We start from the raw sequence: 24,249 nt of genomic DNA, 5'->3' as shown, positions 1-24,249 counted from the left end.
TTAGACCATTTAATAATGAGAACAGAAAGTATTTCACTCGTATCTTCTATAAATTCATTAATAAAAATGATCTTTGCATCAGCAAATAATTTTGTATTGGTATCCACTAAAATTTTTTGAAATTACCTATTCTTATATGAAGAAACTATTTTTGGCCCTTAGCTTATTGATTAGTTCTTACTCTGTCTTTGGACAAGGTATTATGGTAGCAGGCAAGATTGGTACTAGTATATCAACTATTAAAACCAACCGTGCCAATGATTTTAACTACAAGCCTAATTTCAACTTCGGTGTAGTAGTAGAAGCCGCTACAAGCGACCTGTTTTCATTACAGACAGAATGCATGTACTCTATGATAAGCTCAAAATCAGAGGGAACTACTGTCAATTTGAATTATGTCGATTTCCCAATTCTAGCGAAGCTTACCTTTGGAAAATCGAAACGCTTTTTCTTCAATGCGGGGCCAATGGTCAGTATTTTGGCGAGAGCAAGAGAAAAAGGGCCTACAAATATTTTAGACGGTTCATTAAGCCCTGCCGAAAACAGCAATGAAAGAGACGGCATGAGATATTTAAATAACTCTAACTTTTCAATGGTTTTTGGAGTTGGAGCATTGATTGAAAATGTCATGATTGATTTTAGATACGTAACAGGTTTTACAGATATATCAAGAGCTGATGGAAACGACCTTTCTATTTCAAGGTTTGACATTACTGTAGCCTACGCGCTCGTTTTCTAGATCCAATAGTGATCTTACTAATAGGTAACCAAGAGTTTAGATAGCCTTTTAATGAATAAATTAAGACATATATCTACTCAATATTAAATTACAACAACAATTAAATCTTTATATAAACTAAGCCAAAATACTTCATACTTAAGATGTATTTTGGCTTTGTTTAATTATGGAAGCAATGGAAAAGAAAATACAAGCATATATTGTAGATGTTCATGGAAGAGTCATTTTCCCTGGCACTTTAACGTTTGAAGGGAAAAAAATCACTTCTATCAAATACGATGAATCAGCAAAAGGCTGTAATCAATATATAATGCCAGGTTTTGTAGATGCTCATATCCATATTGAGAGCTCAATGTTAGTTCCCACAGAATTTGCAAAAATTGCGGTCAGGCATGGTACTGTAGCTACTGTTTCTGACCCACATGAAATTGCCAATGTTTTGGGTGTGAAAGGAGTTAAATACATGATTGAAGATGGAAAAAAAACACCTCTTAAATTTAACTTTGGAGCCCCTTCCTGCGTTCCTGCTACAAACTTTGAAAGTGCTGGTGCTACCATTGATTCAAAGGACGTAGAAGAACTACTGAAAAGTAATGATATAAAATACCTTGCTGAAATGATGAATTGGCCGGGCGTTCTTCATGGAGACCCAGAAGTTAAACAGAAAATATTTGCAGCAAAGAAACTCAAGAAACCAGTAGATGGACATGCCCCTGGATTGAAAGGCAGTCAAGCTAGAAATTATGCAAGTGCAGGCATTTCTACAGATCATGAATGCGTAGAACTAGAAGAGGCAAAAGATAAGCTTGAAGCGGGAATGAAAATTCAGATCCGAGAAGGAAGTGCAGCAAAAAATTACGATGCTTTAGCACCACTTATCAAAACAGACCCCGAATCTTTAATGTTCTGTACTGATGATTCTCACCCTCATGAGCTGATTGATTATCATATGGACAAGTTTGTGCACCGCTCGATCCAAAACGGTGATGATATTTTCAATGTAATTAAAATAGCATCTGTCAATCCGATCAATCATTATAATTTAGATGTAGGGCAATTGAGAGTTGGAGATTATGCTGATTTCATTGTGGTAGATAGTATCACAGATTTCAACATTCTTGCTACGTATATTAACGGTGAAAAAGTAGCAGAGAACGGCAAGGAATTATTTACTACTCCTAAAGCTGAAGTTGTCAATAAATTTAATTGTAGCAAAAAGCCTTCATCCTTTTTCGATACCAACTTTAAAGAAGATGATAAAATCAGATGCATTGTAGCACATGATGGGCAGTTAATCACTTCTACTGAAGTTCATGAATACAAATCTTTCAAGGAGAATGACGTTTTAAAGATGACAGTAGTCAACCGCTATGAAGATGCAGATCCTTCTATTGCGTTTATAAAGGGTTTTGGTATGAAAAAGGGAGCCATTGCCTCTACAGTTGCTCATGATTCTCATAATATTGTTGCCGTAGGTACTTCTGACTTTGAAATTTACAAAGCGGTCAATAAGGTTATAGATATGAAAGGTGGTATTTGTATTGTCTCCAATGATGAATCCAATTTACTGGAATTGCCAATTGCAGGATTAATGACGAATGAAAATGGAGAGGTTGTAGCAGAACAATACCAACAACTTCTTAATAAGGCCAAAGAATACGGAAGTGAATTACATGACCCTTACATGACACTTTCTTTTATGGCACTACTTGTCATTCCTCAATTAAAACTTAGTGATAAAGGTTTATTTGATGGAGCTGAATTTAAATTTACAGACCTAATTGTGAAATAATCTTTAGAATAAGAGATATAACATGGAGACACATTGACGATGTGTCTCTTTTTTTTGATAAAAACTGCAATAAAAGGGTTCAGAGTGCTTAATAAATGATAATACAAAAAGATTTAGGATCGCTTACAATTCCAATTAAGAACCCTCTTCCATGACTACGAAATGGGTAAAAAGATGAAATTAGAGTATTAAATCACAAAAATGTCATTTTTTTGACAAAAATAATTTATTGTTTTCCAATTGGTTAAAAAAATAATACAAAAAACTTTATTTTTTCTTTTGCATAGTTCGAAAACAATCTGCTATATTTGCAACGCTTTCAAGGAAAAGCAGCTCCCATAGCTCAGTTGGTTAGAGCATCTGACTCATAATCAGAGGGTCACAGGTTCGAGCCCTGTTGGGAGCACTTAATGGGGCTAACAATTGTATTGTTAGCCTTTTTTTTGCTTTGTAGAAAATAGATTAGTTATTTAATTCTAATTTATACTGAATATGTCGATTTTATTTACTAAAATTGCATCTTGCATAGTATCTATAATGCATACAGGAAAAAATTTAATGTCAACACTTTAGTTTTACCAATCCCTATGGAGAATACCGTCGCCCAAAGAATCGAGGCGCTTTCGAAAGTACAACAAATCGACAGCGAACTAGATGCAATCCGCAAATTACGCGGCGACTTGCCGGAAGAAGTTCAAGACTTAGAGGATGAAATCGTACGTTTTGAAACTCGTATCGATAACCTTAATGCAGATCTTGGTAGCACAGAGGCAAATATTGAACAGTTAAAAGGTAAAATTCAAGATTTCAAGAAGCGTATTACTTATCTTGAGGAGCAACAAATGAATGTTAGAAATAACAGAGAATTTGATGCTATCAATAAAGAGATGGAGATGCTTGATCTTGATATACAAGTTGCACAAAAGAAAATTCGTGATAACGAGGCTGATGGCAAAGTGAAGCGCGATAAAATCGTTAAAACGAAAGAAGCTTTAGAAGAACGTAGACAAGATCTACAAGCTAAGAAAACTGAACTTGACGAAATCATGGCTGAAAGTGAAGTGGATGAGCAAAAGCTTTTGAAGCAACGTGATAAGGCAACGAAACATCTTGATGAGAGATTATTAAGATCATATAATAAGATTAGAGAGAATTCTTCAAATGGATTAGCTGTAGTATCTGTAAAAAGAGGTGCTTGTGGTGGTTGTTTCGCAACTGTTCCTCCACAACGTCAAGCAGATATTCGTGAGAAAAAGAAGCTAATCGTTTGTGAGCACTGTGGTAGAGTTCTTACTGAAGTAGAAGTAATCGAGGAAGTGGAAGCAGCTCCTAAGAGACGTTCTACAAGAGGTAGAAAAGCTACGGCTAAGAAAAAGTAATTACATTACTAACAAAAATAGCCCGATAATAAACTATCGGGCTTTTTTGTGTTTTAGGGCATATCTGAAAACTCTATTCTACAAAAAGTTTCAAAATGCTCTTCTAGAATCATCTCAAAATTTTTTATTCCTATGAAAATTATTTGTATCGGTCGTAATTATGTCGATCACATTGAGGAACTAAATAATGAGCGACCAACTCAGCCTGTTATTTTCTCAAAGCCTGATACTGCAGTCTTAAGAAACAATGCTCCTTTTTATTATCCTGAATTTTCTGAAGATATTCACCATGAAGTAGAACTTGTAGTGAAAATTTGCAAGGAAGGAAAATATATTCAAGAAAAGTTTGCTCATCGCTACTATGACGAAGTAGGGCTTGGTATTGACTTTACTGCAAGAGATGTTCAATCGCAATTAAAAGAGAAAGGTTTACCATGGGATCTTGCTAAAGGTTTTAATGGAAGTGCACCTATTTCAGAATTCCAGACAATTGCCAATTTCAAATCCATCCAAGACATCAATTTCAGTGTCAAATTGAACGGAGAAGAAAAACAAAATGGCAATTCTAAAATGATGCTTTGGAATGTCGATGAAATTATTTCATTCGTCTCAAAATACATTACACTAAGAAAAGGTGACCTTATTTTCACGGGCACTCCCAAAGGAGTTTCTCCAGTAAAAATTGGTGACCGTATTGAAGGTTTTATCGAAGGTCAAAAATTGTTAGACTTCGAAGTTAAATAGTATTTCTTATTTGTGCTTAATTTAAATCAATTCTTCCTTTCCTCTCTTTGTTTTTGGATCGCTTTGGGGTGCCAAAAACCACAAGAAGAAAAGGAAGAATCATCAGAAGAAATCAGTATTGATATTGATTCTTTATCTAAAAAGGAATTAGACCATTTCCATAAAGTTTTTGACTCTACCTTTACCAAACTTCATAAACTAAGACAGTTCAACGGTGTAGTTTTGGGTGCAAAAGACAAACAGATTGTTTATAAAAAAGCATTTGGGTACAGGAACATCAGAAGAAGGACTAGATTGGAAGAAGATGATATTTTTCAATTAGCATCTGTTTCTAAACAATTCACAGCTAGTGCTATCCTGCTATTGGAACAGGATTCTTTATTATCTGTCAATGATTCAATAAATCAATATTTCCCCAACTTTCCTTATCCTGGCATTACAATAAAAATGCTTCTTGATCATAGATCTGGGCTTCCTAATTACATCTATCTAATGGATAGAGAATTGAAAGACAAGCACACTCCTATCGACAATCAGTTATGCATTGACTATATGTATGAGCATCAACCAGGTAAGTATGGATCTCCCGATAAGAGCTTCAGATACTCCAATTCAGGATATATGCTTCTAGCTTCAATTGTTGAAAAAGTGGCACAAACTCCATTCTCTACCTTCTTGGAGCAAAGAATTTTTACTCCTTTGGGTATGGATTCTACTTTTACTTTTGATCCTGTAAAAGTACAACAAGACAACATCCCTTATGGACATACAGGTGGAGGCAGAAAGTTTGAAGAATACATGCTGGATGGTGTTTTGGGAGATAAAAGTGTATATTCAAATGTTGAAGACCTTTTCAAGTGGCATAAAGCACTTCTTGGTGACTCACTGCTTAGTGAAGAAAGTAAAGAAAAAGCGTTTACTTTCCATAGTCCCAAAAGAAAAGGAAGTCACAACTATGGTTTTGGATGGAGATTATTTAAACCTTCTGATGGAACAAAAGTTATTTACCATGGTGGCTGGTGGAGAGGTTATTCCACTCTTTTTGTCCATTACCCTGAATCAGAAGCATTTTTAATTATACTAACAAATAGAGTCAACCACTCTTTTGGTAATACAAATCATGTTTTTGATATTTTAGAGATTCCAGAATTTAGAAGAAGATAAATTTTATAAGCTAGTGAATAAGCGTTGGAGTAAAGAAGTTCGTGCATTATTGCAAAAGAAAAAACGAAAAGACACAAACCGTTTTATCGTAGAGGGTTACAAAAATTTGGAAGAGCTTTTTAGTTCTTCATTGAAAATACATGCCCTTTTTTATACAGAAAAGCTTAATCCGTTACTAGATGATCAACTATTAGGTTCTATTCCGGTAGTGGATGAAACTACACCTGAATTACTCAAACAAAATGGGAACCTTCAAACGAATGACACAGGATTAGCGGTAGTGGAAATTCCAATCTACTCACCTCCAACTTCTCAAGAGTTACCCAACTTTTGTCTAGCATTGGATGATGTTCGCGATCCGGGAAATCTTGGTACTATTCTAAGAGTAGCAGATTGGTATGACATTAAACACATTTTCTTATCCAGACAGTGTACTGATCCTTTTTCACCAAAAGTCGTAGCCTCTACTATGGGAGCCTTCAGCAGAATTCAGACTCATATCGTAGACCTTCCGACAGCTTTAGAAGAATATAAAAGAGATGGTATTCAAGTGATTGGAGCAGATATGGATGGGAAAGATATTCATCAATTTATTCCAGATCAAAAGTCTATCATGGTAATGGGGAGCGAATCTCACGGCATCAGTGAAGAGGTTCATAAAATTCTAACAACAAAAATCACAATTCCAAAATACGGAGAAGCTGAATCTTTGAATGTTGCAATTGCCACAGCTATCATCTGCGACAATATAAAACGTGTTTGACATTTATTGTGAATTTGAAATGAATCATTTAAGGTACGATTCATGTTAATAGTATAGAATTACTTATAAAAATAGAAATATGAATATCAGATACTTTATCACCATTACTAATCACGCACCAAATTTTGAAAACTCAAACATTGTTTCATTCGCCCCCACTGGAAATAACAGTATAGCCACATGGGTGAAGTTGGATAAAGATTTTAAATGGATAGATAAAGTATTAAAAACAAACACAGATGTGTGTTTGTATACTAACGAAGAAATTTCTCTTGAAACAGCTGCACATTGGGTTTTAGCAGAATCAAGAGTAATGGAAAAGTTCATATGGAAAGACACGGTTGCCTACTCTCATACTGAATTGATTAGTATGGCCAACCTAGAAGATAAGTTACAATGGCAAGATGTGGCTTTTGCAGACCGTTTGATTTTTAACGAAAAATATCCTAGCAACTACCACTTCGCCAAAAAAGTAAATCCCACAGCATTATCTATTGATAAAAACATCAAGAAGATACTGAAAAAAGCCAATAACTCTCTATTGATTGAAAGAATCAACGATGAATTAAACTTCTTTCTCATTCCGTTTCAAGAAGGTATTCCATTAGAAGAATTACTTCATGTAATGAATAACCTTTTGATTGGTGGTCAAGATGATATTTATAAGTTAGAGGCAAGATATCAAGAATCCAAACATATTGTTGGACTCAAGAAAGTGGGACAGAAAATCATTCAGAACATCAAGATTTCAAACAAAACAACAGGCAATTATATATTTGGAGTCATCAACGCAAATGAACATAAAACAAAAACTTTATTAGATTTTGCTTTTGAAGACCTTGAAGATGTATCCACTCATATCCACCAAGTCATTGATGAGTCTTTAAATCAGTAAATAGGTTATGTGCATTATGATGCAAAACTATTTCGTGTATATTTGTAGCGTACTATAACTACAAACATTCTATTTTAAATAGAGCACATTACCATTACAATAATGATTACAGAATCATCCTCAAATTATAATGACCTTGAGAAGATGGATGTAAACACGCTTTTACATAACATCAACAATGAAGATAAAACGGTTCCTTTAGCAGTTGAAAAAGCAATTCCACAAATTGAAGCTCTAGTGAATGAAATTGTTCCTAGAATGAAAAAAGGTGGACGTTTATTCTATATCGGGGCTGGAACGAGTGGACGTTTAGGTGTAGTAGATGCCTCTGAGTGCCCTCCTACTTTTGGTGTATCTTTTGATTTGGTTGTAGGTTTGATTGCTGGCGGTGACGGTGCTATCAGAAAAGCAGTTGAACATGCAGAGGATGATGCCCAACAAGCTTGGATTGATCTTGAGAATGTAAATATATCAGAAAATGATTCACTTATTGGGATTGCTGCTTCAGGTAGAACGCCTTATGTTATTGGTGGTCTAGAAAAAGCGAATGAACACAACATTTTAACTGGATGTATTGTTTGTAATCCTGACAGTAAAATGGCTGAAGTTGCTCAGTTTCCAGTTGAGGCAATTGTAGGTCCTGAGTTTGTAACCGGAAGTACGCGTATGAAAGCCGGTACTGCTCAAAAACTCATTCTAAATATGATTTCTACTTCCGTCATGATCCAACTTGGTAAGGTTGTTGGCAACAAAATGGTTGACATGCAATTGACCAATCATAAGCTTGAAGAAAGAGCCGTTAGAATGGTTATGGATGAAATAAATGTAGAAAGAGAAGTTGCTCAAGAATTATTGAGTAAATATCCTTCAGTGCGACAAGCTACTGAAGCTTACAAAAATAAATGATAAGACTTCTATTTAAATTAAAATATCATTTGTATATTTTTGGTGAGACAGCACTTAAAAAAATAGACAAAGGTTTAATTAGAAGTAATAATCCAAAAAATTTTTGATTGAATACCTCAAATACCATTTCAAAAATTTGAAATTATATTTAAGTCTAGTTTGATATAAGTATTAGTACTTGACATTTTTTAAACAAGAAAAATAATTATAGTGACATTCGACGATTTTGAGTTAAATGACGATCTTTTAGATGGTATTTACTCCATGAACTTCAGGGAGCCTACTCCCATACAAGCACAAGCTATTCCTGCTATTTTAGACGGTAAAGATTTAATTGCATGTGCTCAAACAGGAACAGGAAAAACTGCTGCTTTCTTACTGCCAATAATGGATCAGATTCACATGTCAGATTATGATGGTACGGAAACACATACCATTATTATCGTTCCTACAAGAGAATTGGCCTTACAAATAGATTATCAAATTCAAGGATTATCTTATTATACTCCTGTAACCTCAATTGCGGTTTACGGTGGTGATTCAAGTACGTTTTCAAATCAAAGAAATGCTTTGAAAACAGGTGTAGATATTATTGTGGCAACCCCAGGTAAATTATTATCACATCTTAATATTGGAGCTAACGTAAGTAAGGTAAAGAATTTAATTTTAGATGAAGCTGATAGAATGCTAGATATGGGATTCTATGAAGACATTCTTCAAATTGCTTCACATTTGCCTAAAAAGAGACAAAATGTTTTCTTTTCTGCGACAATGCCTCCAAAAATCAGAACTCTTGCCAAAAAGTTATTGCAAAACCCTGTTGAAATAACAATTGCGATTTCTAAAACATCAAAAAATGTTACTCAGAAGGCATTTCTAGTATATGAGAATCAAAAAAACTTGATGGTCGATTTCCTAGTACAACAGGAAAACTATGAAAGTGTTATCATTTTTACTTCGACAAAATCAAAAGTAAAAGAAATTACTGATGCCTTAACTAAAAGAGGTCTCAGTGTTGAAGGCATTAGCTCTGATTTGGATCAAAAAGAAAGAGAAGATGTACTGTTAAGATTCAAAGGGCAACAAACAAAGATTCTGGTTGGAACAGATATTATTTCTAGAGGTATTGATGTTGACACTGTTGAATTAGTTATCAATTTTGACGTTCCGAAAGACCCTGAAGATTATGTTCACCGAGTAGGTAGAACTGCAAGAGCATCACGTAAAGGTGAAGCCATCACTTTTATCAACGAAAATCCAAAAGAGCAACAATCTTTCGCCAAAATTGAGAACCTTATTCAATTAGAAGTTGAAAAACCTAGAAATCCTCCATTCCTAGGACCGGGACCATCGTATAATCCAGTTGTAAAAAGGAATAACAATCGAAAAAAATTCCACGGAAAAAAGAAAAACTTCAACAACAATACCTCTGGAGGTAATAATAATAGTAATTCAAAGAAAAAATATTATAAAAAACCTTTTAAAAAAGGTCCAAATAGAAATAATAGTAATTAAATCCTATTTCGTATTTCTTTCAAAAAGTTGGGGTTGTTTTCAAAGGCAGTGCCTACTACAACGACATCAGCCCCAGCATCAAACTTTTCCATTACGGTATCCACATCTCTGATACCCCCTCCAACAAACAATAATCCTTCTACTGCTTTCCTCACACCTTGAATCATGGTATTAGAAACTGGTGTTTTTGCACCACTCCCTCCTTCAAGGTAAAAACTCCTCATTCCCATTAATTCTCCAGCCATGGCTGTGCTTCTAGCAATATCATCTTTATTATAAGGTATCGGCTGAGTATTGCTCATATACTGCACCGAAGTTGTCGCACCGCTTTCCACTAAAATATAACCTAAAGGTATGGCCTCTAGATTGGACTCTTTCACCTTATGAGCGGCGTGAACCTGCTGTCCAATTAAAAAATCTGGATTTCTTCCGGAAATTAAAGACATAAATAATATGGCATCAGCATCAGGAGTGACTTGCATTGCATTTCCTGGAAACAAAATCACCGGCTTTTTCAATTGTTTTAATTCATTAACAGTTTTGTTCAAAATATTTGAAGATAAAAGGCTCCCTCCGACCAAAAATATATCAGGCAGATGATTTTTATTGCCATTTTTTAAGAAAAAAAATAGTTCTTTTGTCCACCGATCGGGATCGATTAAAACAGCTAATGTTTTTTTCTGTGATTTTTGTCGGTCTAACAGGACCTTTTCTGTTTTTAATTGCATTTGTTAATATAAGATGATTAAACAGGATTTGTTCTATTGTATGAATTTGATAAATTCGCATGTGTTTCAAATATAGAGGACAAAAATAAAAATTTCAGTAAAACTGATTTTGTTATTTTAACTCGAACAATTTAAAATTATATATTCGTTAATTAAGAACTATGAGTATCGCAATCAACAAGACCAAAATCGTCGCTACGATTGGACCAGCAACAAGAGATAAGCAAAAAATTCTTGAGCTTATTCACGCTGGAGCAGATGTATTCCGTTTAAACTTCTCACACGACGTACACTCTGCACACAAACAAGTTATCGATTGGGTATCAGAGTACAACTCAAAATTCGGTCATAACATTGCTATCCTTCAAGATTTACAAGGACCAAAAATCCGTATTGGTGAAATCGAAGGTGGTGCTGTTGAGATCGTTGAAGGCGAAAAAATTACTATTACAAACAATCCAGTTGTAGGTACTAAAGATAAAGTATCAACTTCTTACACAAACATTGTGAAAGACGTTAAAGCTGGTGACAACATTCTTATCGACGACGGTAACTTGTGTGTACGTGTTGTTGAAGTTAAAGCAAACGAAATCATTTGTGAAGTAGTTTACGGAGGTAAATTAAAATCACGTAAAGGTATGAACTTACCTGATACTGATATCTCTGAAGCTTCTTTAACTGCAAAAGATAGAAGAGACTTAGAGTTCGGTTTAGAGTGTGGTGTAAACTGGGTAGCTTTATCATTCGTAAGAAACCCTGAAGATATCACTTCAGTAAAAGAAATCATCAAATCTAAAGGTTCAAATGCTAAGATCATCGCTAAAATCGAGCGTCCTGAAGCAATTGCTAACTTTGATGAAATCTTAAAAGTAACTGACGCTGTTATGGTTGCTCGTGGTGACCTAGGTGTTGAGATCAACTTTGAAGACGTACCAATGCTTCAAAAAGAAATGATCCAGAAGTGTAACAGAGCAGCTAAGCCTGTAGTTGTTGCAACTCAAATGATGGAATCAATGATCAACAACCCTCGTCCAACTCGTGCAGAGGTAAATGACGTTGCTAACGCAGTAGCTGACGGTACTGACGCAGTAATGTTATCAGCTGAATCAGCAGCAGGTGATTACCCTATCGAAACTGTTCAAGCAATGGTTCGTATCATCACTGCTATTGAGCGCCAAAACGAGAAAATTTACAACAAAACGTATGACTTCAACCCTGAAAGCTCTGCATTTAGTGGTAACTTAATCGCTCAAGCGGCGTCTAGCATTTCTGCTGACCTTGGTGCTAAAGCAATCATTGGTTTAACTACTTCTGGTTTCACAGCGTCAAGAATCTCAAGACACCGTCCTAAGACAAACATCTTTATTTTCTCATCTGACAAGCAATTAGCGGCTACGCTTAACATTGTTTGGGGTGTGAAAGCTTTCCATTATGTACCAAAAGGTTCTTCTGAAGAAACTTTCAAAGAGTTAGAAGAAATCTTAGTACAAAAAGGTTTCCTTGCAAAAGGTGATAAATTTGTAAACATCGCTGCTTTACCTCTTACTGAAACAGGTAAAACAAACAGCTTAAAAATTGGTACAGTAGAGTAATTCTTTATTCACTGTAGATAGATACTAAAGGCCTTTTGAGTGGTTTTACTCAAAAGGCCTTTGTTTTTAAATACAATTCATTTTAATTCTTTCCTCATTGATGTGAAACAACGTTAAAAGACACAATTTATATGTATTCTATTGCCTTTTGCGTTGGAAAATTAGTGAAGGAATTCTTTTTTTGTATTCGGTTAGGCATTTGCCTTTATGACGAATTAAAACACTTACGACAGACAATATGAAACTTCTGGATAAGTATATTCTTAAAAAGTTTTTTAAAACATTTATTTTTGTAGTACTGTTACTAAACATCATTGTTTGTGTAATTGATTACACGGAAAAGCAGGATGACTTTTTAAAACACGGTTTAGATTTTGGATATGTATTCACTGAATACTATGTAAACCTATTTATTCACTGGGTAAATACGTTGAGTCCATTATCTATATTTATTGCTGTTGTATTTATGACTGCAAGACTTGCAGCACATTCAGAAGTTATTGCTGTATTGAGTAATGGAGTAAGTTATCCAAGATTCTTATTACCTTATGTTATTGGAGCATCTGCTGTAGGCTTACTTATTTTTGCTTTGGTGGGTTATGTTGTTCCTTACAACGCCAAGACAAGAGTTGCTTTTGAAATTAAATACTTAAAAAGCCCTTACTACTTTAACGAAAGAGATATCCACTATAAAGTAAGTGACTCTACTTACTTATATGTAGAAAGCTATAACAACAGAATCAAAAGAGGTTACAGACCTACTCTAGAGACTTTTGATGGCAATAAATTATTAGAGAAAATTTCTGCCAATAGAATTCAGTGGGATTCCGCAAAACAAGAGTGGAAGTTTGACAAATATGAGCAGTATACTTTCAATGCTGATGGTTCTCAGAAGTATTCGAAAGGAAACTCTCTTACAAAGAAATTAAACTTAGATCCGAAGTATTTTGAAAGTAAGTACAATCTTCATGAAACACTTACTAATACAGAATTGTCAGATTACATTGAACAAGAAAGAAGTAGAGGTGTAGCTAATCTTGGTGTATATGAAAACGCACTTTATGAAAGATATGCCTATCCATTTGCTATTTTACTTCTTACACTAATGGGTGTTTGCGTTTCATCTGTGAAATCAAGACATGGATCAGGCTACTTGATCGCTATGGGATTTGTGTTAGCATTTATCTATCTCCTAATGGTAATTATGAGTAGAGCAATTGCAGAGGCTGATACTTTAAGTCCTTTCTTAGCGGCATGGTTGCCAAACATCGTCTTTATGTTCGTTACTATTGGACTTTACTTTAGAGTTCAGAAATAAGAAGAACAGATTAGATCAAGAGAGAGTCTAGCATATTAAATGTTAGACTCTTTTTTTATTGGAATTTATCACAAACTCTTCTTAATGATTTTTGATTGAAATTATAGTGAGTTATTTCATTTGAATTGTAACAAATGAATCCCTAATTACATCCTATAAGAATCATTCAATTTCATCGATTTTTTTAATTGAACGTATCAAATTCAGTATTTTAAACTTAATGGTATTATGAAAAAAGCAGTTGTACTTTGGACTGGTGGCAAAGACTCCGCTTTAGCTTATTTCGAGCTAAAAGATAAATATAACATCGAAAAATTCGTCACATTCGTTCCTAAAATTGACAAGGATTTTGTAGCCCACCCAGTAGAATTGATGAAGGCCCAATCATCTAGTATTGGTATCCATCATGAGTTTGTTAAGATTGGAGAACCTTTCAAGGAAGGTTATATTGACGCTATGGCTCAATTGCAAAAAGAAGGAATTGAAGTTGTGATCACTGGAGATATTTCAACTATCAATGACCAACCTAACTTCATTGAAGAATGTTGTAAAGGTTTATTAGAAATTGACATGCCACTGTGGGAATATGACAGAAGGGCTTTATTGGATAAGTTCATTGAGCATAATTTCGAGATCCTGATTTCATTATCTTATAAAAAAGATTTCGAACATCACATTACAGGAAGAAAATTGAATGCGGAATTAGTAGAAGAACTAAAAGTACTTCAAGATAAAACAGGTATTGATCCTTGTGGTGAAAATGGAGAATATCATACTAATGTACTTGACGCTCCTTACTTCAATAATAAAATTAACTTAGGCTTCAGTGTTGAAGAAAAAGAACAGTATCACTCTATAAAAATTGAGAAGATTGAGAGTGAAGTAAAATAATAGCTATATCAATCTTATTTTTGATATAAAAGATATTATATTGAGGCTTTTCATTCTATTGAAAAGCCTTTTTAACTATTGTCGCAACTAAAGCAAAACCTAAATAGCTAAACTGAATCTTATGGACCGAATAGAATTTAAAATTAAAAAGAATGGAATTATTAAAAACAAAACATGTATCATTCCAATAAGTCTATCAAACCCAAACCATTATAACGAAAAGTTTGAGTTAATTATTAATTGGGCCTCTCAAAACTACTCCGAAATAGTAATGAATCTGGCAGATAGCTTATATAGACATAATTATTTAAAAGAAGATCTTGATTATCAAAGAGCAAGAAAAATAGCTTACGAAAAAGGTAATAGTTGGATTGACACTCACAAAACTACATTGAACAGATATGCTATCAATCAAATTAATCGATGGGATAAATGGTTAGAAGATGAAGATTTTATTTCTAATCTTGAAACAATTGATCAAGAATATGAAAAAAATGATCTATTTAGATCCACTATAGATTATGAAGTTGATGTATATCTAAAGCGAAAAATTAGAGAATCTCAATCTACTGACTTTATAAAAACGCAAAGTATAAAATTCTTATTGGAAGAGGCTGCCGTATACCCGATCATTGGCAAGTATTATAAAGCCGACAGGATTTATCCTTCAAAAACGCCAGAATGGATGAAATACGTACAAGAAAAGATGAATTTTAAAAATACGAATGGAATGCAAAATTTAAATTTTATAAGATTATTCTTGTATAGATAAGTATCCAAATCAAAAACATAAACTAATTCAATAAATCACATTGAATCACACTCAAAACAAAGCTCATCAAAATAAACTATTGTATAAAATCATGTCAGACCAACCTTTATTTCAGAAAAAAGCTTATGACATTGAAAATCATAAAGTTAAAACACCCTTACAGCAACATACTGATTCCAATATTTACGCTAATAATCCTATAAATAGGAACCCCTACTTTTACAAAGAATTCGAAGAAAGCATTTTCAATAGAATCATAATTGGATCAGGAATTTTTGCCGTTGCTTCCTTCTTATTTTTTTTAATTTCAGGACTATTTTCATTCTCTATAGGGGCTTTTATCATAATTTCCATCTGTAATTTTATATTCCAACCAAAGCTTAATTCTAAAAAGGCGATTTTCCAAGTAAGAGATCAAACTCTAATTATCTCTGATGGAAGGAATAAAGAAATATTTCCGAAAGATAAGATCAAAAAAATATATCATGAAAAAGAAGTTTACCATTGGAGTCCTATTAAAAGGGATGATAATTCTAACAAGTATAGAATAGTTCATTATCCAATTTTCATCCTTGATAAGGATGAAAATGTAAACAGAATTGCTCCCTTTTACGAGTTCAAAAATAAAAGAGTTGTAAAAGATCTAATTGAGTCTTTAGTTTTCAATCTAGAATTAGAAAAAACTATTAATAAAGAAAGCTTGGAGTTGCCTAAAAACAAATTCAAAGCTGAAGTAAAATCAAAAACGCTGTAGACTATAATTTCAAATCAAAAACTTATGATGAAATTCATTTTTTTTATTTTAAGCAATTTTTTAATTCTCATGAATACTTCTGCACAAACAAGTAGCAGAACTGAAATTCAACTTACTGGTTTCATAGCAGAAAGGTATCCAATTTCAATGACCTTATCGATAGATAATGAAAATGTGGCGGGGTACTATTACTACGAAAAGTACAAAACCAAAATTCTACTCGAAGGCCAACTCAAAGATGGGCAAATTACCTTGAATGAATCACCTGATTTGGGATCTGAATTTACAATGGGTTTCAAAGGGAGATTAGATGAGGATGAATTCAATGGGAATTGGATAGACATCAAAAAGAATAAAACTTTATCTAGTCATCTAGATGTCACGTCTAAAGATGAAATTACATTGTCCGAAAAAATTAAAAGTATTGAAGGTAATTATGAAAGTGAATATAATTCTGAAACTTATGTTGGAAATTTAAAACTAAAATTTATTGCCGATCAATTTTATTATTTCACTCTTTCAACGGGCACTTCTTCGGGTTGCACAGGTCATTTAAAAGGAATTGCAACATTTAATGACTCCGGAAAAGGCACATATTCTAATGGGAAAAAGTGTGAAAAAATTGAGTTCCTACCTTCCAATACTACCTTAAAAATTGAGGAGACAGATTGTAATGCTCATGGAATGCAATGTTCATTTAATGGAGGTTATAAAAAAACAGAAGTTACTGATTTATAAGCGTCAACACATTTATTGTTTAAATCCAATAAATCGAATATCACCTAATAAGATTTATTATTCTTTCCTGTAAAAATGAATTAGTTAATTCTAGTTCATTTTTATACCTTTGCCGCACAATTATTTAAACACGCCACCTATACTTCCATAAATAATGTTCAACGAGCAAGTTAAACTTCATATCATTGTTTTTGTCTGGGGATTTACGGCAATCCTTGGAGTATTAATCGAATTAGATTCCTTTCAATTGGTGTTTTATAGGACACTAATCGCCGCCATTTCTATGGGAATTTTCATGAAATTCAAAGGCTGGGAACTCAAAGTCAACTGGAAAGAAGCCACAAAGCTTTTACTGACTGGAGGACTGGTCGCTTCTCATTGGATATTGTTTTTTGCTTCAGCCAAAATATCAAAAGTGAGTGTTTGCTTGGCAGGTATTGCCACAACGGCCTTATTCACCTCGTTGTTAGAACCGCTTTTAACAAAATCAAGTATCAAACCTTATGAAGTTGTTCTGGGTCTTTTTGTTATTATTGGACTTTACATCATTTTCCAATTTGAGTTTGACCACGCTTTGGGATTAACCTTGTCACTATGTGCCGCATTTGTTGGCTCATTGTTTAGTGTATTGAATGGGAATTATGTAAAAACAATTTCTTCTCCTAAAATTACGCTTTATGAGATGATTGGGGGATGCATCACAGCTTTTATCTGCTTGCCTTTTCTATCTGAAAGTGAAACGTTATTAGCTGTTCCATCCACGTTAGATATTATATATTTATTTATTTTGGCAGTAATCTGTACCACTATTGCCTACGCCATTTGCGTTGAAATTCAAAAAAGTTTAAGTGCATTCCAAGTCAACCTAACCATTAACTTGGAGCCTATATATGGTATAATTCTAGCCTTGATTTTCTTTGGAGAAGAAGAAACTATGACGCCAGGGTTTTATGCAGGCGCCGGCATTATTTTACTTTCAGTACTCTCCTATCCTTTCTTAAAACAAAATTATAATAGAAGGTCTTCCAATAGGAAAAAATTACATGAGGAAGTAATTAAGAATTAATGAAAACATTTCTTGTGTTTTAGAGGTCTTACTTTTAAATTAAAAAAAACAATTAATTAAAAGTATGACCTCATTTTTTTATTTTTCAAAAAAGAACGCTCTTTATTTTTTTCTACTTCTTCTCTCTTTTTCTTGTTCAACAAGTGATAATGAAGAAATAAAACAAGTCAATCAAACTTTAGTAGCCTATGACCAGAAAAACAGCTTCAGCGAACAAGAAATTAGCATCTTAGCACAGTTAGGAGGTCTAGGAGAAGTTGTTCCTTTGGTTCAAAGTGGTTTTACAAGTTACAACGTTGAGTACAATACTACTGATAAAGATGGAAAAACGATTGTTGCCTCTGGTATAGTTGCATTCCCGAGCAATCAGCAACAGATAGATTGGGTCATTTTAAGTAGAGGGACAATTTTAGCTGACAGCGAGGCTCCATCAGTTTCCACACTTCCATCCTATGAAATAGGCGCTGCTTTAGGCTTCGCGATAGTTGTACCAGACTTGGTAGGTTTTGGTTCAACGTCGGAGTATCCTCAATATTATTTTATTAAAGATAAGACAGGTGAGCAAACACATGATTTATTAAAAGCGGCACAAGAATTAGCAAATGAACTGACTATCGCCACTACTCAAAGAGCATTTATTACAGGGTATTCTCAAGGCGGTTACTCTTCGATGGCAGTTGCTGATTATATTCAAAAAAACGATCAAAATTTAGATGTATTGGCCATTTTATCAGGAGCTGGAGGTTATAATTTACTTAGAGTAATGGAAGAAGTTCTGAAGCAAGATGTTTATGATTCTCCTTCGTTTTTGGCATTGATTGCACAAACTTATTATACTTATTATGGCTGGGATTTGGCTACTTATCCTATTTTTAATGAAAATATAGAAAACATTGAGACACTTCTCGATGGACGATTTTCGACATCAGATTTAAATAATCAATTACCCAAAACACTTAGTGAGTTATTCCATGCAGATTTCCTTGCTAGCATGAGAAGTAAAGATACAGATCACCCTATGTATATGCACTTAATGGAAAATTCTGTACATGATGTTTCCTCAGACGCTCCGTTTTACCTCTACCATTCTCCAAATGATGAAATCATTCCAATTATTACCAGTGAGGAAACATTTAACCAATTAAAACAAAATAACAACACTGCTTCTTATACACTCATTGGTGGAGTAAGTCATTCAGATGCAGCAGTTTCAATGCTAATAGAAGCGTTTAGTGATATTTCTACAGTATTAAGTGAATAATAATTATTGTACTATTTACATTTATACTGATTTTCATCAACGTTTAGCTTATACAATGTTTGTATATTCATGTACGAATTAAGATATAAACACAAAGATCATGGAAATCAAAAATATATTAGTCCCTACAGACTTTTCTCCAGAAGCAACAAACGCTTTGAATGTAGCGATTCAGATTGCAAAAAAATGTGATGCATCTATTTCATTACTACACGTTATTGATGTTCCAACTATTAACCATTATGATAGTTTATCCGTTTTTGGTGCAGGAGATATTGGAATGGAAGATCCTGAAGTCTACACACATTATACCAGAAAGCTTTCTGAAATTGTAAATACGAAAGTGGATAAAATAGTAGCTGAAAACCCTGGGGTAACCATTCAAAAACATATTGAATTTGATTCATTGCAAAGACACCTTGCTGATTTTGTTGTGAAAGATGAAACAGATCTTATCATCATTGGTTCTCAAGGCGTAAGTGGTATTGATGAAGTACTTATAGGGTCAAATACAGAGAAAATTATCAGACATGCCAAGGTGCCTGTATTAACGGTAAAACGAGAGGAAAAGAACTTTGGACCAAAGAAAATAGTATTTGCATCTGATTTCCATAAAGTGAATGATAATATAATTGCCTCTTTAAAGCATTTCCAAGCTTTGTTTGATTCAGAAATTCATTTGGTGAAAGTAATTACTCCTAGTAATTTCGAAGCAACTCCGTTTTCTATAACTCACTTGGATGAGTTTGCACAAGAACATCAGTTCACCAACTACCATGTACATACATTCAATGACTTTTCTGAAGAAGAAGGGATCAGAGGATTCGCACAGTTTATTGAAGCGGATATGATTTCTCTAATCACACATGGTAGAACAGGTTTACAGCATATTTTATACGGTAGTATTGCCGAAGAAGTAGCAAATCATGCCATAAGACCTGTTTTAACTTTCAATAAAAAGTTAAAGACAAAATAGATTTTTAGTACATTTGTTTTAAAATAAAAATATATAAGCTCGTTTCATTCCGATTCGAGCTTCATTTTTCTAAAAGCATATGAAAGTCAAAGAAGTAATAAAAATATTAGAAGAATTAGCTCCTGCTCAATATCAAGAAAGCTATGATAATGCAGGATTAATTACAGGAAGTGGTCAGGAAGAAGTAAAAAATGTTTTGGTTACTTTGGATTGCACTGAGGAAATAGTTGAAGAAGCCATTCAAAAAGGCTGTAATTTGATTGTTGCTCATCATCCTATCGTTTTCAAAGGTCTAAAAAGATTAAATGGGAAAGATTATGTAGAGAGAACAGTCATTAATGCAATCAAAAACGACATCTGTATTTTTGCCATTCACACCAACCTTGACAATATGATTCATGGTGTAAACAAGAAAATTGCTGATTTAATTGGCTTAGAAAATGTGAAGATTTTAAGCCCGATTAGAAATAATCAACTCTTCTTAAGCACTTATGTACCGGTAGATGATATTGATAAAGTACAAAGTGCATTAGCAACAGCAGGTGCAGGGAAAATTGGCAATTATGATGGCTGTAATTTCCAAATAGAAGGCATAGGTTCTTTTACGCCTAATGAGGAGGCAAACCCAACGATTGGCTTCAAAGGGAAAACTGAATCCGTAAAAGAAATTAAGATTGAAGTTCAATTCCCTTCTCATTTAAAAGGACGTGTATTGTCTGCCCTTCAAACTTCTCATCCATACGAAGAGGTAGTTTATCAATTACAAACATTAGAGTCTACTTCCAAAGAAATTGGATCAGGAATGTACGGAACACTTCCTTCACCAGTTTCAGAAACTGAGTTATTACAAAAACTGAAAACAGTTTTCAAAGCGGGAGTGATCAAGCATACACCACTAAGAAATAAGATGGTTTCAAAAGTTGCATTGTGCGGTGGTGCTGGAAGTTTCTTATTAAGAAATGCCATTGGCGTAAATGCAGACTTCTTTGTGTCTGGAGATTTCAAATACCATGAGTTTTTTGATGCCGAAGGTAAAATCGTTATTGCAGATATTGGACATTATGAAAGCGAGCAGTTTACCTCTGATTTGCTAGTTGATCATTTAAGTGAAATTTTCCCTTCTATTTCATTTATTAAAACTGAAATTAACACTAACCCTGTGCAGTGTTTTGTGTAAGTTGATGAAATTGAATTTTAAATATATCATTATTGTATCCACTCTCATTATTCTTGTGAGTGGATATTTTATTTTTTTAAATACTGATACTGAAGGTACTCCATCCCCACTCGTCCATCAAAAAGAATATGATTCGTTAGTACTTGTTTCATCCAAAAGATTTCCTGTAGACCTTGCTCCAAAATCTATTGTTAGCACAAAAGACAACTCTAAAGTTTATGTATTATGCCTTGAAGCTTTATCAGTTATTGAAATTGATACAAAAACGAGAGAGAGGATTCGCACATTAAAATTCAAACCTTCAGCAGGAATGGGTTTTGATTATAAAACAAGGAAATGGGTCAAATCAATTCAAGAAAAGCCTGTGGAGGGATTATTGACACACAACGATAGATATTTATGGATAAGTCTGCATAATGCAGATGGAGTTGTTGTTTGGGATCTAGAAAAGGATAGTGTTAATACAAATGAGATCAAACAAGCTTATATCAGCACGATAGATAAAAAAGAAAAAGTCAATCTCCCTTTTTTTGAAACAGAAACTACTCCCAAGTTCCTGGTCAATGATTCCATTCAGCAGAAGGTAATGGTGACCAATTGGCATGACAATTCATTGACTGTGATTAACTACAACGAAGAAGATCCATCAAAATGGAAGACGTCAAAACACCTTACTACCAAAGTAACTCCAAGAGGATTATTGATTGATCAAGATAATCAAAACCTTTGGGTTGGAAATATGGCATCACATTGTCTTCAAATTTTCGATTTAAAATCACTTGAACTCAAGAGAACAATTCAAGGAGTCATCTCTCCAAGGCATTTTGTTATGAATGATTCCCTCCTTTTTATTTCACAAAGCAGTAAAGAAATTATTTCAGCTTATGATAAGAAATCATTTCAGAAGAAATTTCAACTCCATACATTTGATGACCCTCGGTCTATTGCAATATCAAAAAATGGACAGTTTCTTTTTTGCACATCCTATGGCGATCATAAATTAGAAGTGTTTGACTTAAAGACAAAAAAACGTATTTATGACTTAAATTCAAATGGTGGCCCCGTGGGTATAACCCTATTAGAAACTGAAGATTATATTGAAGCATGGATTTGCAATTATAAATTTTCGACGGTAAAAGTATTTACTTTTGCTCTTAAATAATGATATTTACGAATCACATATAACGTATGGGTATAAATTGATACCCTTATTACCTAACCATATAACTAAATTACAGCCAAAACATGGCAGATAAATCAAGCATTTTTGACATGATTGGACCGATTATGATTGGTCCGTCAAGCTCACACACAGCAGGTGTAGTAAGAATTGGAAGAGTTGGACATAAGATGATTGGAGGGACACCTGACAGAGCAGAAATCGTTTTTTACAACTCCTTTGCACGTACCTATGAAGGTCACGGTTCCGATAAAGCAATCATTGCAGGATTGATGGGGTTGAGCACGGACGACCCCGAGATCAAACAGGCTTTTGATTTAGCAGAAGAAAAAAACTTAGAGTTTACCTTCAAACCTGTTGGAAATGCCTCCGCACATCATCCTAATACCATCCGTTTGATTCTTGAAAAAGGAGAAAATAAATTAGAATTAGTTGGGGTAAGCAAGGGCGGTGGAATTATTTCTATCAGAGAAGTTAATGGTTTTTCATCTAACTTCAGTGCAAACTCTCCTACACTAATTGTAACTGCTGATGATAGAAAAGGAGCTATTTCATTTATATCGATGTTACTCTCTCAAGAAGAAGTCAACATTGCAGAAATGACAGTTTCTAGAAGTGGTAAACACCAAAAAGCAACACAATTTATTGAGATGGATGAAAGGCCAAGAGATATCACCCTAAAATACCTTGAAAGTATAAAATGGGTACATAAAGTTACTTTTTTACCAAATGTAGACGACTAACCTATTAAAGGTTAGTTTTTCTTTTTATATTTTGGATAAATATACAATCATCTTACTTCATTTGTTCAAAAGACAAATTTTTTACAATGTACAAACGTAAACTTCTATCTTTATTTTTTCTCTTAAATAGTGTCATAGCCTATTCTCAAGAAAACGAATGGTCGTACCAAAAATGTGTTGAGTACGCTATTGAAAATAACTTGTCCGTTCAATTGCAAAATTATGACGTAGTTGAGCGTACCGAAGAACTCAAACAAGCGAAATCTCAACGCCTTCCTAATGTAAATGGATTTTATAACCATAGCTTCAACAGAGGTTTAAACCCCGATCCCAACACAAACGTATTGGTGAATCAGATTACTAATAATGGTAGTTTTGGTGCTCAAATTGGGGTTCCTGTATTCAATGGTATGAAAATCAACAATAGTATCAAGCAATCCAAAGCAACTATAAAAAGTACAGAATACAGCAAAGAGAAAATGGAGAATGACATTATTCTTCAAGTAACAGAAAATTATTTAGATGCTATTTTCAAGTTTGAAAACGTGGGAATCTCAGAAAAAAGAGTAACAACACTAAATGAACAAGTTAATAGAACAAAAAGATTGGTAGATGCAGGTTCTGCTCCACTTTCGGAATTATTGGATTTGTTATCTCAAGCCGCCGATTCCGAAAGACAGCTCACGGAATCTGAAAACGCTTATAACATTGCATTGTTAACTTTAAAGCAATCAATGCAACTTGATTTCAATACTCCCTTTACTATTATCATTCCCGACTTTCCTGAACCTGATACTACTATTCAATTTTTAGCATCAAATAGAGTTTTTGAAGAATCAAGAATGATCATGCCTGAGATAAAAGCGGCAGAAATGAATATTCATGTCTCTGAATTTCAAAAGAAAATCGCTAAAGCTGATTATTACCCTATATTTAATATAAATGGTAATGCAAGTACAGGTTATGCTTCCAATTATGTAAACATTGAAGATCCTAGTGACAACAGTTTAAGAAGACAATTCGAAAACTTCTTCAGTCAAACTGCTGTTTTCCAAGTGAGTATCCCTATATATAACAGAAGAAATACTAAAACGAACGTAAACAAAGCAAAAATTGCAATTCGTAAAAGTGAACTTCAACTAGAACAAGAATTAAA

23 protein-coding genes and 1 tRNA gene are annotated in these 24,249 nt (G+C 33.8%); 23 read left to right on the top strand and 1 reads right to left on the bottom strand.

All coding sequences use genetic code 11. The annotated features are described in order from the left end of the window. Positions 1-136 precede the first annotated feature (136 nt). The 10 genes from AVL50_RS20125 (at position 137) to AVL50_RS20080 (ending at position 9,897) form a co-directional block, all read left to right on the top strand. On the top strand, positions 137-739 hold the full coding sequence (locus AVL50_RS20125; protein WP_062618281.1) for a porin family protein: 603 nt from the start codon (positions 137-139) through the stop codon (positions 737-739). Between the two features lie 175 nt (positions 740-914). Next, positions 915-2,531 (top strand): adenine deaminase, encoded by a 1,617-nt coding sequence (gene ade / locus AVL50_RS20120; protein ID WP_062618361.1) that lies wholly within the window; start codon positions 915-917, stop codon positions 2,529-2,531. Positions 2,532-2,863: 332 nt separating this feature from the next. Then, positions 2,864-2,937, top strand: a tRNA-Ile gene (locus AVL50_RS20115). Positions 2,938-3,118: 181 nt separating this feature from the next. Continuing rightward, positions 3,119-3,910, top strand: coding sequence for a zinc ribbon domain-containing protein (locus tag AVL50_RS20110; RefSeq protein ID WP_062618280.1), 792 nt, complete (start codon positions 3,119-3,121; stop codon positions 3,908-3,910). Between the two features lie 132 nt (positions 3,911-4,042). Next, a complete protein-coding gene (locus AVL50_RS20105) occupies positions 4,043-4,654 on the top strand; it encodes a fumarylacetoacetate hydrolase family protein (RefSeq protein ID WP_062618279.1) in 612 nt (203 codons plus the stop codon). 12 nt (positions 4,655-4,666) lie between these two features. Beyond that, positions 4,667-5,818 carry a serine hydrolase gene (locus AVL50_RS20100; RefSeq protein ID WP_082795934.1) on the top strand — a complete coding sequence of 384 codons (1,152 nt, stop codon included), beginning with the start codon at positions 4,667-4,669 and terminating at the stop codon, positions 5,816-5,818. Positions 5,819-5,831: 13 nt separating this feature from the next. Next, positions 5,832-6,581 carry an RNA methyltransferase gene (locus AVL50_RS20095; RefSeq protein WP_062618277.1) on the top strand — a complete coding sequence of 250 codons (750 nt, stop codon included), beginning with the start codon at positions 5,832-5,834 and terminating at the stop codon, positions 6,579-6,581. A gap of 79 nt (positions 6,582-6,660) precedes the next feature. Beyond that, on the top strand, positions 6,661-7,476 hold the full coding sequence (locus AVL50_RS20090) for a hypothetical protein (RefSeq protein WP_062618276.1): 816 nt from the start codon (positions 6,661-6,663) through the stop codon (positions 7,474-7,476). Between the two features lie 102 nt (positions 7,477-7,578). Continuing rightward, positions 7,579-8,382: an N-acetylmuramic acid 6-phosphate etherase gene (murQ, locus tag AVL50_RS20085; RefSeq protein ID WP_062618275.1), complete on the top strand. Its 804-nt coding sequence runs from the start codon at positions 7,579-7,581 to the stop codon at positions 8,380-8,382. A gap of 210 nt (positions 8,383-8,592) precedes the next feature. After that, the gene (locus tag AVL50_RS20080) at positions 8,593-9,897 is read left to right on the top strand and encodes a DEAD/DEAH box helicase (protein ID WP_062618274.1); all 1,305 of its coding nucleotides are present in this window, start codon (positions 8,593-8,595) and stop codon (positions 9,895-9,897) included. On the opposite strand, the gene AVL50_RS20075 is transcribed toward AVL50_RS20080, so the two are convergent. Continuing rightward, a complete protein-coding gene (locus AVL50_RS20075) occupies positions 9,894-10,625 on the bottom strand; it encodes a geranylgeranylglyceryl/heptaprenylglyceryl phosphate synthase (RefSeq protein ID WP_062618273.1) in 732 nt (243 codons plus the stop codon). The two genes, AVL50_RS20080 and AVL50_RS20075, sit on opposite strands and share 4 nt — an antisense overlap. A 161-nt stretch (positions 10,626-10,786) precedes the next feature. Between AVL50_RS20075 and pyk the strand changes: the two genes are divergently transcribed. The 13 genes from pyk to AVL50_RS20010 form a co-directional block, all read left to right on the top strand. Next, positions 10,787-12,217, top strand: a complete 1,431-nt coding sequence (gene pyk, locus AVL50_RS20070) for a pyruvate kinase (protein ID WP_062618272.1) — start codon at positions 10,787-10,789, stop codon at positions 12,215-12,217. Positions 12,218-12,455: 238 nt separating this feature from the next. Beyond that, positions 12,456-13,535, top strand: coding sequence for an LptF/LptG family permease (locus tag AVL50_RS20065; protein ID WP_062618271.1), 1,080 nt, complete (start codon positions 12,456-12,458; stop codon positions 13,533-13,535). 228 nt (positions 13,536-13,763) lie between these two features. Beyond that, a complete protein-coding gene (locus tag AVL50_RS20060; RefSeq protein ID WP_062618270.1) occupies positions 13,764-14,426 on the top strand; it encodes a diphthine--ammonia ligase in 663 nt (220 codons plus the stop codon). A 121-nt stretch (positions 14,427-14,547) separates the two neighbouring features. Beyond that, positions 14,548-15,198, top strand: a complete 651-nt coding sequence (locus AVL50_RS20055) for a hypothetical protein (RefSeq protein ID WP_062618269.1) — start codon at positions 14,548-14,550, stop codon at positions 15,196-15,198. A gap of 91 nt (positions 15,199-15,289) precedes the next feature. Then, positions 15,290-15,952 carry a hypothetical protein gene (locus AVL50_RS20050; protein WP_062618268.1) on the top strand — a complete coding sequence of 221 codons (663 nt, stop codon included), beginning with the start codon at positions 15,290-15,292 and terminating at the stop codon, positions 15,950-15,952. A gap of 69 nt (positions 15,953-16,021) precedes the next feature. Next, positions 16,022-16,690: a hypothetical protein gene (locus tag AVL50_RS20045; RefSeq protein WP_062618267.1), complete on the top strand. Its 669-nt coding sequence runs from the start codon at positions 16,022-16,024 to the stop codon at positions 16,688-16,690. A 154-nt stretch (positions 16,691-16,844) separates the two neighbouring features. Then, positions 16,845-17,756, top strand: a complete 912-nt coding sequence (locus AVL50_RS20040) for a DMT family transporter (RefSeq protein WP_062618266.1) — start codon at positions 16,845-16,847, stop codon at positions 17,754-17,756. A 64-nt stretch (positions 17,757-17,820) separates the two neighbouring features. Further along, on the top strand, positions 17,821-19,017 hold the full coding sequence (locus AVL50_RS20035) for a S9 family peptidase (RefSeq protein ID WP_062618265.1): 1,197 nt from the start codon (positions 17,821-17,823) through the stop codon (positions 19,015-19,017). Between the two features lie 100 nt (positions 19,018-19,117). Then, positions 19,118-19,993 (top strand): universal stress protein, encoded by an 876-nt coding sequence (locus tag AVL50_RS20030; RefSeq protein WP_062618264.1) that lies wholly within the window; start codon positions 19,118-19,120, stop codon positions 19,991-19,993. Positions 19,994-20,072: 79 nt separating this feature from the next. Next, a complete protein-coding gene (locus AVL50_RS20025; protein WP_062618263.1) occupies positions 20,073-21,170 on the top strand; it encodes a Nif3-like dinuclear metal center hexameric protein in 1,098 nt (365 codons plus the stop codon). A gap of 4 nt (positions 21,171-21,174) precedes the next feature. Further along, positions 21,175-22,332 (top strand): YncE family protein, encoded by a 1,158-nt coding sequence (locus AVL50_RS20020; RefSeq protein ID WP_062618262.1) that lies wholly within the window; start codon positions 21,175-21,177, stop codon positions 22,330-22,332. An 83-nt stretch (positions 22,333-22,415) separates the two neighbouring features. Further along, the gene (sdaAB, locus tag AVL50_RS20015; RefSeq protein WP_062618261.1) at positions 22,416-23,093 is read left to right on the top strand and encodes an L-serine ammonia-lyase, iron-sulfur-dependent subunit beta; all 678 of its coding nucleotides are present in this window, start codon (positions 22,416-22,418) and stop codon (positions 23,091-23,093) included. A gap of 86 nt (positions 23,094-23,179) precedes the next feature. Then, positions 23,180-24,249, top strand: a 1,070-nt coding sequence (locus AVL50_RS20010; protein WP_062618260.1) for a TolC family protein, incomplete at its 3' end; no start/stop codon positions are given.

Source organism: Flammeovirga sp. SJP92, assembly GCF_001583495.1.
Classification (GTDB): Bacteria; Bacteroidota; Bacteroidia; order Cytophagales; family Flammeovirgaceae; genus Flammeovirga.
Note: the sequence above shows the minus strand (reverse complement) of the source record. Positions and strands in the feature narration are given on the sequence as shown.

Excerpts from the sequence above, each read along its gene's own strand:
- AVL50_RS20125 (WP_062618281.1), top strand. The coding sequence starts at position 137 with ATGAAGAAACTATTTTTGGCCCTTAGCTTATTGATTAGTTCTTACTCT.
- ade (WP_062618361.1), top strand. The coding sequence starts at position 915 with ATGGAAAAGAAAATACAAGCATATATTGTAGATGTTCATGGAAGAGTC.
- AVL50_RS20110 (WP_062618280.1), top strand. The coding sequence starts at position 3,119 with ATGGAGAATACCGTCGCCCAAAGAATCGAGGCGCTTTCGAAAGTACAA.
- AVL50_RS20105 (WP_062618279.1), top strand. The coding sequence starts at position 4,043 with ATGAAAATTATTTGTATCGGTCGTAATTATGTCGATCACATTGAGGAA.
- AVL50_RS20090 (WP_062618276.1), top strand. The coding sequence starts at position 6,661 with ATGAATATCAGATACTTTATCACCATTACTAATCACGCACCAAATTTT.
- murQ (WP_062618275.1), top strand. The coding sequence starts at position 7,579 with ATGATTACAGAATCATCCTCAAATTATAATGACCTTGAGAAGATGGAT.
- AVL50_RS20075 (WP_062618273.1), bottom strand. The coding sequence starts at position 10,625 with ATGCAATTAAAAACAGAAAAGGTCCTGTTAGACCGACAAAAATCACAG.
- pyk (WP_062618272.1), top strand. The coding sequence starts at position 10,787 with ATGAGTATCGCAATCAACAAGACCAAAATCGTCGCTACGATTGGACCA.
- AVL50_RS20065 (WP_062618271.1), top strand. The coding sequence starts at position 12,456 with ATGAAACTTCTGGATAAGTATATTCTTAAAAAGTTTTTTAAAACATTT.
- AVL50_RS20060 (WP_062618270.1), top strand. The coding sequence starts at position 13,764 with ATGAAAAAAGCAGTTGTACTTTGGACTGGTGGCAAAGACTCCGCTTTA.
- AVL50_RS20055 (WP_062618269.1), top strand. The coding sequence starts at position 14,548 with ATGGACCGAATAGAATTTAAAATTAAAAAGAATGGAATTATTAAAAAC.
- AVL50_RS20050 (WP_062618268.1), top strand. The coding sequence starts at position 15,290 with ATGTCAGACCAACCTTTATTTCAGAAAAAAGCTTATGACATTGAAAAT.
- AVL50_RS20045 (WP_062618267.1), top strand. The coding sequence starts at position 16,022 with ATGAATACTTCTGCACAAACAAGTAGCAGAACTGAAATTCAACTTACT.
- AVL50_RS20040 (WP_062618266.1), top strand. The coding sequence starts at position 16,845 with ATGTTCAACGAGCAAGTTAAACTTCATATCATTGTTTTTGTCTGGGGA.
- AVL50_RS20035 (WP_062618265.1), top strand. The coding sequence starts at position 17,821 with ATGACCTCATTTTTTTATTTTTCAAAAAAGAACGCTCTTTATTTTTTT.
- AVL50_RS20030 (WP_062618264.1), top strand. The coding sequence starts at position 19,118 with ATGGAAATCAAAAATATATTAGTCCCTACAGACTTTTCTCCAGAAGCA.
- AVL50_RS20025 (WP_062618263.1), top strand. The coding sequence starts at position 20,073 with ATGAAAGTCAAAGAAGTAATAAAAATATTAGAAGAATTAGCTCCTGCT.
- AVL50_RS20020 (WP_062618262.1), top strand. The coding sequence starts at position 21,175 with ATGAAATTGAATTTTAAATATATCATTATTGTATCCACTCTCATTATT.
- sdaAB (WP_062618261.1), top strand. The coding sequence starts at position 22,416 with ATGGCAGATAAATCAAGCATTTTTGACATGATTGGACCGATTATGATT.